General features: G+C 50.3%; 12 protein-coding genes. 1 reads left to right on the forward strand and 11 read right to left on the reverse strand.

Going from position 1 to position 11563, the window contains the following annotated elements; all coding sequences use genetic code 11:
• The first annotated feature begins 586 nt into the window (after nucleotides 1–586).
• Entirely contained in the window at nucleotides 587–2113 is a 1527-nt protein-coding gene (locus OB13_RS04505; RefSeq protein WP_461488956.1) for an NAD(P)H-hydrate dehydratase, read from the forward strand.
• Here the strand turns inward: OB13_RS04505 and OB13_RS04510 are convergent.
• The 11 genes from OB13_RS04510 to OB13_RS04560 form a co-directional block, all read right to left on the reverse strand.
• Nucleotides 2095–2997 (reverse strand): UbiA prenyltransferase family protein, encoded by a 903-nt coding sequence (locus OB13_RS04510; RefSeq protein WP_461488957.1) that lies wholly within the window; start codon nucleotides 2995–2997, stop codon nucleotides 2095–2097. The two genes, OB13_RS04505 and OB13_RS04510, sit on opposite strands and share 19 nt — an antisense overlap.
• Before the next feature lie 111 nt (nucleotides 2998–3108).
• Nucleotides 3109–3681, reverse strand: coding sequence for an inorganic diphosphatase (locus OB13_RS04515; protein ID WP_461488958.1), 573 nt, complete (start codon nucleotides 3679–3681; stop codon nucleotides 3109–3111).
• A 53-nt stretch (nucleotides 3682–3734) separates the two neighbouring features.
• A complete protein-coding gene (pafA, locus tag OB13_RS04520) occupies nucleotides 3735–5438 on the reverse strand; it encodes an alkaline phosphatase PafA (RefSeq protein ID WP_461488959.1) in 1704 nt (567 codons plus the stop codon).
• Between the two features lie 168 nt (nucleotides 5439–5606).
• On the reverse strand, nucleotides 5607–6494 hold the full coding sequence (atpG, locus tag OB13_RS04525) for an ATP synthase F1 subunit gamma (RefSeq protein WP_461488960.1): 888 nt from the start codon (nucleotides 6492–6494) through the stop codon (nucleotides 5607–5609).
• Between the two features lie 73 nt (nucleotides 6495–6567).
• Nucleotides 6568–8148, reverse strand: a complete 1581-nt coding sequence (gene atpA, locus OB13_RS04530) for a F0F1 ATP synthase subunit alpha (RefSeq protein ID WP_461488961.1) — start codon at nucleotides 8146–8148, stop codon at nucleotides 6568–6570.
• Nucleotides 8149–8150: 2 nt separating this feature from the next.
• Nucleotides 8151–8708 (reverse strand): ATP synthase F1 subunit delta, encoded by a 558-nt coding sequence (gene atpH, locus OB13_RS04535; RefSeq protein ID WP_461488962.1) that lies wholly within the window; start codon nucleotides 8706–8708, stop codon nucleotides 8151–8153.
• Nucleotides 8709–8766: 58 nt separating this feature from the next.
• Complete coding sequence (locus OB13_RS04540; RefSeq protein ID WP_461488963.1) at nucleotides 8767–9261, reverse strand: F0F1 ATP synthase subunit B; 495 nt, start codon at nucleotides 9259–9261, stop codon at nucleotides 8767–8769.
• A 135-nt stretch (nucleotides 9262–9396) separates the two neighbouring features.
• Nucleotides 9397–9663, reverse strand: a complete 267-nt coding sequence (gene atpE, locus OB13_RS04545; protein ID WP_461488964.1) for an ATP synthase F0 subunit C — start codon at nucleotides 9661–9663, stop codon at nucleotides 9397–9399.
• A gap of 36 nt (nucleotides 9664–9699) precedes the next feature.
• Nucleotides 9700–10734 carry a F0F1 ATP synthase subunit A gene (gene atpB / locus OB13_RS04550; RefSeq protein WP_461488965.1) on the reverse strand — a complete coding sequence of 345 codons (1035 nt, stop codon included), beginning with the start codon at nucleotides 10732–10734 and terminating at the stop codon, nucleotides 9700–9702.
• Between the two features lie 38 nt (nucleotides 10735–10772).
• Nucleotides 10773–11162 carry a hypothetical protein gene (locus OB13_RS04555; RefSeq protein WP_461488966.1) on the reverse strand — a complete coding sequence of 130 codons (390 nt, stop codon included), beginning with the start codon at nucleotides 11160–11162 and terminating at the stop codon, nucleotides 10773–10775.
• Nucleotides 11163–11165: 3 nt separating this feature from the next.
• Nucleotides 11166–11408, reverse strand: a complete 243-nt coding sequence (locus OB13_RS04560) for an AtpZ/AtpI family protein (protein ID WP_461488967.1) — start codon at nucleotides 11406–11408, stop codon at nucleotides 11166–11168.
• Nucleotides 11409–11563: the final 155 nt, after the last annotated feature.

Here is an 11563-nt window from a genome sequence, read left to right on the forward strand (position 1 = left end):
AACCTACAAGGCGCTCCACCCAAGGACTGGGAGAAGGTCGCTAGCAACTGCCTCTACAGCTAGAACAGTTCATGAGATGGCTATACTGAGTCCAACCACTCATGCCCCTCCTTATTGAAGGCGGGGAGCCTGCTTTTCCAGTTCGACGGCTCTTGTTGCATAGCCACTGATTAGTCATCCCCCTGCCCCTTCGAAGGGGGACTTAATGCTACTGCTGTTTGGCAGGTATAGCAGATAGGTCTAGCTGGCAGGTATAGCAAGGCATACTTACAACAGAAACTACAAAGCAACATCTTGAGCCAAGTGCACTTTGTGACGCTCCACTGTTCGAGCGGTCAGCGAGTTTGGAGCGTCTTGATTTTTTTGCTTACTTTTTTCATCAAGGAAAAAAGTAAGTGCCCGCCGCACAGGCGAAGCTATGAAACAATACCAGGTTGCTAAAGCAACAACCGCAGTACGCAGCTAAGATGGATAAAGAAAAGTATTCCTTAAATTCAAGTAAATCCTCCCTAATAGTAGCTGTTGTCCTTCCTGGAAAAAGCAACCACAACAACCATCTTAAATTTCTAAAGTATAGAAAACACATATGAAAATCCTATCTGCTATACAGACAAGAGAGGCTGATGCGCAAACCATCCGGGAGGAAGGCATCACCTCGGCGGACCTGATGGAACGGGCAGGCAGAGCATTTGCGGGATGGTATGAAAATAAATTCACCACCCAGCGGCCGGTACACATCTTCTGCGGCCCCGGCAACAACGGCGGCGACGGACTGGTTGTCGCCCGGCTGCTGCACCAGCGCCTGTATGACGTGCAGGTATACCTGGTAGGAGAAGGCAACAAAGTTTCTCCGGACTTTCAGGTAAACCTGGAGCGGCTGCCGCAGGAAGTAAAGCAGCATTCCATAAAAAGTGCAGCGGACATGCCGGCTATACCTGCTGCATCATGCGTGGTAGATGCTTTATTCGGAACAGGCTTGTCACGGCCGGTGACAGGTTTGTTTGCGGAAGTGATCGCTATGCTAAATAAAAGTGGTGCCTGCCTGACAGCCATCGATCTTCCTTCCGGACTCTACACCGATAAGCAGACGCCTGCCGAAGGCGCCGTGGTGCAGGCAACCTACACGGTAAGCTTTGAGCTGCCGAAACTGGCTTTCTTTCTGCCGCAGCATGAGGCTTATGTGGGCGAGTGGCATGTAGTTCCGATCGGCCTGAGCCCTGCTTATATGTCAGAAGTAAAGACGAGCAGTTATTTTATCACCCAGCAAGAAGTACAGGCTTTGCTCAAGCCCCGGAAAAAATTCTCGCACAAAGGCACGTATGGGCATGCGCTTCTGCTCTGCGGCGGCTATGGAAAGATAGGAGCAGCCGTGCTGGCAGCAAGAGCATGCTTGCGGAGTGGCGTCGGGCTGCTCACGGTGCAGGCGCCCGGTATAGGATATGATGTGCTGCAGACGGCAGTGCCCGAAGCGATGCTGCTGCCCGATACCAATCGGAAGCACTTGTCTCACCTGCCGGATACTATCAACAAACACAACGCATTGGGTATAGGACCCGGTATTGGGACAGAGCGCGTCACCAAAACCCTGCTGGGGCAGCTGTTGGCCACGGCTAATGCTCCGTTGGTGATCGATGCAGATGCCATCAACCTGATTGCCGGCAGTGACAAGCTGAAAACCCAGCTTCCCGGAAACAAGGTGATCTTAACCCCGCACCCGAAAGAGTTTGAGCGGTTGGTAGGCAAAACCAAAAACGAATATGACAGGCTGGAAGAACTCCGGGAGTTTTGCCGGGTATACAGCTGTTATGTGGTACTCAAAGGCAGTCATTCTGCCATTGGTACGCCGGAAGGGGATATCTACTTCAACACCACCGGCAATGCAGGTATGGCTACAGGCGGTACCGGCGATGTGCTCACGGGTATCATCACGGCACTGGTAGCGCAGCAGTATAGCCTTAAAGATGCCTGCCTGCTGGGGGTATATGTGCATGGGTTGGCGGGAGATCTGGCGAAGGCCTCTGTCGGGGAGATCGCCTTGATTGCATCTGATGTAATTGACCACCTGCCACAGGCCTTTCAGCACCTGACCTGTCATCAGGAAGTAGCCAGGTAGACGAAGGCAAAGTGAACGAGCATGGCGCCATCTGCCAGCAAGGCATAGTAGATGCGGGGTTTGTCTTCGGATGCATGCCATACGATCAGGCCGGCTACTGCGCCACTACTGATCAGGCTGATCAGCAGCGCCCTGTCCTGCACCATAAAAAGGACCAGCACCGCATATAAAGCCAGCAGCCCCAATGACAGAAGTCGGGTATAGCCTTCGCCTATGAGCCCGGGGAAGGTAAGTGTCCGGGTGTACCGGTCGTAGGTATAGTCCCGGATATCAAAGAGCAGAGCCAGCGACAGGATAAAGAGCAGGCGGCGCAGCCAGAGCAGCAGCACGGGCGCCTCCGATACATCCACCCCGGCATCGACCAGAGGGAAAAAAACCGTGACAGCCGACCACACAAACGCGATCAGGAACACCTTCAGCAAGGGCACATTCCGGAGTGGCTTCAATTGCTTCCGCTTAACGTAGAGCGGCACGGTATACCCTACCGAGATGAGGGCCAGCAGCAGCACAAACCAAAGATTTACCTGGAGTCCGTAGACGAAGTAAAGCAGGGCAGCACCCGCCACGCCAGCCACACCCAGCACTGCCAGCAGCTTCTTGTGCCGCAGTCCCCACGGTAACTGCTGCTTGGCCGCTGCGCTATACCTGCCGCGGAGCACGCTTTGCAGGCTGCTCAGGTTGTAGGTAAAGAGGGTGGCCAGGAACACAAAGACAGCCATGGGTATAGACACCTTTACCCCGGTGAGCAGGTAGGTTTCGATGGTGAGGCAGAAGGCGCAGGCAGAAATGAACACATTGCTATACAGCAGCGCTTCTACCAGTTCCCGCAGAAGTGCGGATACCGGGTGTCTGCGGCTGCTCTTTATGGTTTGTCGTTCTTCCATACCTTCCTGCAAGTTCGTAACTTCTGCTCCCGCAGACAAATCTGCCTGTAAATGAAAAAAGCCTGAAGCAGGTTTTAATCTACGTCAGGCTTTACAGGAAAAGTAAAAAGTTTAGATCATGTTCTTTGGCTGAGGCTCACCAAATGTCGCATTGTATAATTCAATGCTTTGCTGGATGATCTCATACGCCGGCTCGCGGCCCAGGAATTGCTCTACGATCACTTCTTTGTGCTCCAGTTTCTTGTAGTCTTCAAAGAAACGGCGCATTTCGAGCAGGGTGTGCGGTGGCAATTCGGAAATGTCATTGATGTGACGCACAGACATGTCGTTGTTGGCGACGGCTATGATCTTATCATCTTCTTCGTTGTTGTCAATCATACGCATCACGCCGATCACTTTTGCATCGATCAGGCACATCGGAACCACATCCAATGAGCAGATCACTAGGATATCAAGCGGGTCTTTGTCGTCGCAATAAGTTTTAGGGATAAAGCCGTAGTTGGCAGGATAGTTTACCGAAGAGAAAAGGACTCTGTCCAACTTCAGCATACCGCTTTCCTTATCCAACTCATACTTTGCTTTCGAACCCTTCGGAATCTCTATTATGGCAGTTACTACCGCTGGGGCTTCTTCACCGAAGCTCACGCTATGCCATGGGTTATTTCTTTCTGTAGTCTCCATCATTTACTAAATATACTTAAAAGCATGCCGGATTTACTGGCCCGGCACCTGAATTATTACTTCATTAACTCTTGCAAGGGCTTGCCTACGCTTCCGTTTGGCTCCTGTATGTAGAGCCAGGAAGCAATTGTTGGCGCAATATCTGCCACCGCTGTTTCTACAGAGCTCTCGCCTGGCTTTACTTTCCAGCCATACCATACCAGCGGCACGTGCGTGTCGTAGTTGGCGTACGAGCCGTGGGTTGTTCCTTTGGGTTCTCCGCTGCCATAGCCTTCAAACCAGCCCGGCTGCAACACAACGATCACATCTCCGGAACGTTGCGCGTTGTAGCCACTTTCTATACGGGACATCAGCCCGCCGGTCCAGCCTGTCTGCTGAATAGCGTCTGCTGCTATGGCTCTGGCTACGCCTTCGAAACGCAGCACATAATTGGCTACTTTGTTCTGTACTTCTGTTCTGTCGAGCTTCCTGGCCTCAATTTGCTTACGGTTCAGGTATAGCTGCTGGTTGGTATAGCGCTCTACCCATTTGCCTTTTCCGTATGTTTTAGTGAGGTACACTTCCACAGAATCCTGCAATATTTTAGAATTCGCTACCCCGGCAGGGATGTTCAGGGAGCTCATATACGCCGGCACGTGGGCGGCACCGTGATCAGCGGTCAGGAAGATAAGGACATTGTCTTTGCCGATCTCTTTTTCCAGCACATTGATCAGTTCCTCCAGTTCCCGGTCCAGGCGCAGGTAGATGTCCTGCACTTCAATGGAGTTAGGACCAAATGAGTGGCCTGTGTAATCGGGTGTCGAGAAGCTGAGCGCCAGAAAATCGGTATGGCTGCCTTTGCCCAATTGTTCACCGCGTATCGCCGCCAGCGCAAAATCTTTTGTAATCGTGTTTCCGGCAGGTATGGAGCGGATCAACTCATAGTCTTTGCCCCGGATGGCAGGTATGTTGTGCGGGAACACAGGACTTTTTTCGCCGGACAACGGACGCTCCCAGCGCATGTCGTCTGCTGTGCTTTCGGTGTACTGCTCGATCGGCAACAGCGTGTTCCATACCTCTCCCAGTAACCTGTCGCCGTGTTTCTGTCCGTTGAATTCCTGCACCCACTGCGGCAGTTCATTGGCGTAGAACGTGCTGGTGATCCAGTTGCCCGATGGAGAATCGAACCAGTAGGCACCGTTGGCGGTATGCCCGGCAGGAAGGATCGCTCCTCTGTCCTTTAAGGCTATACCTATTACTTTTGACTGCATGTTGTTTGACAGGCGCAGCTCATCGGTAACGGTCGTGGTCAGCAGGTTTTTAGGTGACATCAGGCCGGCATCCGAAGTGCTTCCTACGGTTTTCACGGTCTTGTCTTCTACGCAATAAATAGAAGCCCCTGTGTTTCGGTCGTACCAGGCGTTGCCGATGATGCCGTTAAGAGCAGGTACGCTGCCGGTATACACCGAAGCATGGCCCGGACCGGTATAGGTCGGCACGTAACTATAATGGTTATTTTTGAAGTTAAACCCTTGCGTGACCAGTTTCTTGATGCCGCCTTCCCCATACTTGCTCCAATAACGGTAGAGAAAGTCGTAGCGCATCTGGTCTACCACAATGCCTACTACCAGTTTTGGCCTGCCATCTACTCCGGTTACAGTCTGCAATCTGGTACCCTCTACAGCAACCGGGGTGCTGGTCGTGGCACAGGCTTGTAGTACGAAAACAACGGCGAGTGCCAGCAGGGATGTCAGTCGGGATTTAACTTGCATGTAGTTCATGTGTATGCTATTGGTTTACTCAAATATAAGACGCCTACCATGCATAAATCCCAAAGTAGGCACGTAATTCTGTGTTTTAACAATAATATAACATAACGGCCAATCTATCAAAAAAAAGAACGCCCACCGGATTGATGGGCGTTGCTCTTCTCTTGACTTGCTTTCTTCTTACTTGGAAGCAAGGGCCTCGGCACCACCCACGATCTCGAGGATCTCTTTGGTAATGGCCGCCTGGCGGGTTCTGTTGTAGGTCAGCTTCAGTTCTTTGAGCAGGTCGCCTGCGTTTTCTGTTGCTTTGTCCATCGCTGTCATACGGGCACCGTGTTCCGATGCATTTGATTCCAGCACCGCTTTGTATACCTGTATCTTGAGTGACTTTGGTATCAGCTCTTCGATGATCTGTTCTTTCGAAGGCTCAAAGGTATAATCCGGAATAACGGAGGAAGCAGATTCATCCACAGGATTCTCTTCTACCGGAAGGAACTGCTCCGTACGCACGATCTGGGTAGCTACGTTCTTGAATTCGTTGTAGATGATCTCCACTTTATCGAATTCACCTGATACGAAACCACTCATGGCACGCTCGGCTGCTGCACGAACGGTATCGAAGGACAGATTCAGGAACGTACCTGTATAGTCACTGATTACCTTTAAGTTTCTTTTTGTAAGCGCCTCAAAGCCTTTTCTGCCGATGGTCAGGAACGTTACATTACCTGCTTCCAGCTGGTTGCTATACCTGGTGTTAGCCAGTGTAGTAGCCGCTTTGATGATATTCGAGTTAAAAGCACCCGCCAGACCACGGTCAGATGTCACTACAATCAGAAGCACCCGGTTCGCATCACGCTTCGCTGAGTATTTGTTTGACACTGATCCTTCAGTCAGCGAAGACAGGTTAGTCAGTATCCCACCCAGGCGCTGGGCGTAAGGGCGCATGCGCAGGATGTTGTCCTGAGCACGTCTTAGCTTGGCCGCCGCCACCATTTTCATGGCTTTGGTGATCTGCTGTGTCGACGATACCGATACGATGCGGCCTCTAACCTCTTTTAAACTTGCCATATTCTGTTTGCTATGAGCATAAAGTCAGAGGCTGCAGTTTATCTGGCTGCAACCTCTGACTCATAACTAAATATTACTTCTTGTACTTGGCAGAAAGCTCTCTGGCTACCTGCTTGATCACCCCTGTCGTCTCGTCGTCCAGTTTACCGGCCAACAGCGCGTTCAGGGTATCCTGGTGCTGCGCACGCATGGTACGAAGGAAGTCTTTTTCGAAAGTTCTTACCTCGTTTACCGGTACAGCATCCAGCAGACCGTTGGTAGCACAGTAGATCATGGCTACCTGCTCTTCTACCGGTACCGGCGAGAACTGTGGTTGCTTGAGGATCTCCAGGTTACGGCGACCACGCTCAATTGTCAGTCGGGTAGCAGCATCCAGGTCAGAGCCGAATTTGGCAAACGCTTCCAGTTCACGGAACTGCGCTTGGTCCAGCTTCAGGGTACCGGATACTTTCTTCATCGCCTTGATCTGCGCGTTACCACCCACACGCGATACCGAAATACCTACGTTGATCGCAGGACGGATACCGGAGTTGAACAGGTTGGTTTCCAGGAAGATCTGACCGTCTGTGATCGAGATCACGTTGGTTGGGATATACGCCGAAACGTCACCAGCCTGTGTCTCGATGATCGGAAGCGCTGTCAGGGAACCACCACCTTTTACCAGGTGACGGATAGACTCCGGCAGGTCGTTCATGTTACGGGCGATCTCATCCGATGCGTTGATCTTCGCAGCACGCTCCAACAAACGGGAGTGCAGGTAGAACACGTCACCAGGGTAAGCTTCACGTCCCGGAGGTCTTCTCAGAAGAAGAGACACTTCACGGTAAGCTACTGCCTGCTTGGACAGGTCATCGTATACCACCAGTGCAGGACGGCCTGAATCGCGGAAGAACTCCCCGATGGCAGCACCTGTAAATGGCGCAAAGAACTGCATTGGAGCCGGATCAGAAGCAGAAGCCGCAACGACTACTGTATAATCCATGGCACCACCTTCTGTCAGGGATTTCACTACCTGCGCAACAGTGGATGCTTTTTGTCCAACGGCTACATATATACAGAACACAGGCTTTCCTTTTTCATAGAATTCGCGCTGGTTCAGGATGGTATCGATTGCCACGGCAGACTTACCTGTCTGACGGTCACCGATGATCAATTCACGCTGGCCACGGCCGATCGGAATCATAGAGTCGATCGCCTTGATACCCGTCTGCATAGGCTCGTTTACCGGCTGGCGGAATACCACACCCGGTGCTTTACGCTCCAGTGGCATTTCGTACAACTCGCCTGCGATTGGGCCCCTACCATCGATTGGCTGACCGAGCGTGTTCACTACACGGCCAATGATGCCATCACCTACTCGTACAGAAGCGATACGGTTTGTTCTTCTTACCGTAGCGCCTTCTTTTATCTCGCTGTAGTCACCCAGCATTACGGCACCTACGTTGTCTTCTTCCAGGTTCAGAACAAGCGCCTGCAGTCCGTTCTCAAACTCCAATAACTCTCCGGACTGTGCTTTGGAAAGGCCATAGATACGCGCGACACCGTCACCCACTTGCAGTACTGTACCAACTTCTTCCAGTTCTGCCTCAGAACGGAAGTTTGATAGCTGCTCTCTTAGTATGGCTGATACTTCGTCAGGTCTTACTTCTGCCATGATTATAGTTTATTGATATAGGGGTTGTCTTTAAATTTATTTCTCAGCTTGTTCAGGTTATACTTCACAGAGCTGTCAATCTGTAAATCACCGATGCGGAGCAAAAAGCCACCGATCAGCGACGGATCTATTTTTTCTTCTAACTCGATTTTCTGGCCAGTCTGGGCGACCAGGCGCTGTCCCAGTTCATCCCGCAGGGCAGGGCTAAGCGGCACGGCAGTGGTTACCCGGGCTTCCGTGATGCCTTTGTACACATTGTACTGTACTTTGAACTCGTTGGCAATAGACTTCAACAGCGATTCCCGGCTTTTGCGGGCTACTATTTGAAAGAAGGCCAGAGTCAAATCATTTACCTTGCCTTTGAAGATCGCATTGATCACAGCCAGCTTCTTATCTGACTTTACAATCGGATTGCGCAGCAACAGCTCCAGTTCTCTGTTCTTGGCCACAACATTAGAGAACAATTGCATGTCCTCGTTCACCTGCTCCAAAATTCCTTTTTCCTGTGCCAGCTCAATCAGTGACTTTGCGTATCTGGAAGCAGCTCTAATATCTGACATATTGCTTTTTTATGGTTGATGTGCTCTTGTGGAGGGCAGCACCAGCTATGTTATAGTACTAGTTAAGCGTTACTTCTCTGATGTAATCCTGCGCCAGCTCCTGCTGTGCCTGTGGGTTACTCAGCTCTTTGCGAAGGATACGCTCTGCGATTTCAACAGAAAGGACAGCCGCCATGTTCTTCACTTCCGTGATCGCAGCGCGCTTTTCGTTTTCGATTGCCTCACGTGCCTGTGCGATCATGCGGGTACCTTCTTCATTGGCTTTCAGTCGGGCGCTTTCTACCAGGGCATTGCCCGCTTCAGAAGCTTCCTTCAGAATTTTGTCACGCTCCATACGTGCTTCAGCCAGCAGCTTCTCGTTCTCGGCTTTGAGGCCTTGCATTTCCAGCTTTGCCTTCTCAGCAGCACTCAGTGCATTTTCAATAGAGGCTTCACGCTCGTGCAGTGCGCCCATGATTGGCTTCCAAGCAAATTTAGAAAGCAGGAACAGCACAATCAGGAAAGTGATTGTCTGCCAGAAAATTAAACCTACACCTGGGGTTACTAATTCCATTGTTTATGAAAATTTAATGTAATGTCTTTTTATGTGGCACTACCGCGTTTGGCCTGCAGTGCTTTACTATACATACTACTTTTTATCTCATCGTCCGGGCCATACGCCCGGACGTGAGACAAGCAAAAGCTATTACTAGCCTTTGAAAGAGATTAGCAAGCAAACAACCACACCGAAAAGTGCAACACCTTCGATAAGGGCAGCTGCGATGATCATCGCTGTCTGGATTTTTCCACCAGCCTCAGGCTGACGAGCGATAGATTCCATGGCAGAGCCACCGATTCTACCGATACCCAAACCAGCGCCAAGGGCTACTAGACCAGCGCCGATACCGGCACCCATGATAGCCAAACCGTAATCAGTTGCCACTGCTGCTGCTTGAAGCAAAATTGCTAATAACATAATTGTAGTTATATATAGTTAAAAAAAGAATTCAGATTAATGATGACCGTCTCCGTGACCCATGTCGTCCACGTGATCGTGCTCTTCTACTGCCCCGCCAAAGTACATGGCAGACAGCAAGGTGAAGATATACGCCTGCAGCAAGGCCACCAGCAACTCCAGGAAGAACATGAAGGTTGCAAAGGCTACGCTCAATGGACCAACCGCTACACTCTTGAAAATAAAGATCAAGCTAAACAAAGAGAGTATGATGATGTGACCAGCTGTGATGTTGGCAAAAAGTCGCACCATCAGGGAGAAAGGCTTTGTCAGAACACCGATCAATTCCACCGGAATCATGATCGGAGACAACCAGGTTGGAACACCTGGCGTGGCAAAAATGTGCTTCCAGTAGCTTTTGTTAGCGCTGAACAAGGTAATCAGCAAAGTCATGAGTGCCAGCACCATCGTTACTGCTATGTTTCCGGTCAGGTTGGCACCACCAGGCATCAGGCCCAGCAGGTTGTTGAACCAGATAAAGAAGAAGATCGTGAGCAGGTATGGCATGTAGCGCTCGTACTTCGGACCGATGTTGGCCTTGGCGATCTCATCACGAACAAAGATAACAATCGGCTCAAAGAAAGACTGCAAACCTTTCGGAGCCTTGCCAGCGTTCTTTTTGTAGCTGCCGGCTATGGTAAAGAACACCAGCAACAGCAGCGCTACACTCAGAAAGAGGGATGCCACGTTCTTGGTGATAGAGAAGTCCAGCAGACCTGCCTGATCAGCTGCAGCTTCACCGGAAGCACCTGCCCGGTAAATGTGTCCATGACTCAACACATACCCGTTGTATGGAACAATTTCGTGGTTTTCGTTATAGAAATTACTGGATGAGAAAACCTGGAACTGGCCATTATCAACCAGGATAACCGGCAGATAAAGAGTAACCCCATCGGCAAAATGCCAGCTGTAATCATCTGCGATGTGATGCGTGATCAGATCGCCTGGCTTAAACTCGCCGCCTTCAGCCGGTTCCGCTGCAGAAGCAGTGAGGGTCAGGAAGGAAAACAGTAAAATAAATAACTTCTTCATTAAGAGAGATTTAGAAGCAACCTTTATAAAAACTAAAGTTATACTCCGTTGTGCTTTTTCAATTGCGGTGCGAAGTTAGCCAATATGCTGTAAATTTCAAACCCGGTAAACAGAAAATATAAGACAAAGAAGTTGAAAACGAACTGTAGCTCGTTCTCCGAGAAAAGGAAAACATACACAAATATGACTCCTATACTCAATATCATCCGTAACCCCATCGATCCGAAGAAATAAAGCTGAAAATTATCCTTATCGTAGCTGATGCCCAGGCGGGTGATGTAATAGGCACCGGTGGTCACAACTACAAAAAACCCGAGAATGTACCAGATGAACGGATGCACCAGGGCTGTGCCGGTATAATGAGCGAGCAGGCCGATGGACACACTCATCACGCCTGTAAAAATCAAGAGGTTCCGGATGAAATTCACTTGCTACTGTTTTTTATTTAAAGACACTATGACCAATACCATGGAGGCTATCACCGCTACCAGCAACAGCACGATCGTCATCCAGGGATTTTTATTCCCCATCACTTCGTCCAGTTTGCCGCCGGCCCAGGCAGCCAGCACCAGGGCGCCGATCATCTGAAAGGCCAGTCCGGAATACTTCAGGTAAGATTTGAAAGAGTCCTCGCGCTTGGGTTTCTGTTCTTCCGGCTGTGGTATATTTTCCATGTTCGTAATGGGCCTGCAAAATTACACTTTTTAATGGGCATTTTTGCATCTGCCGCTGAATTAGCTGTTGTTTTAATGTCTAACTGTCTGGATGCTGCGAAGCCTCCGCCTGAAACCATTTCCCTTTTTCTATAGTTCAATAGCAGGTTTCCGGG

The sequence above is a fragment of the Pontibacter sp. HJ8 genome (genome assembly GCF_054824225.1).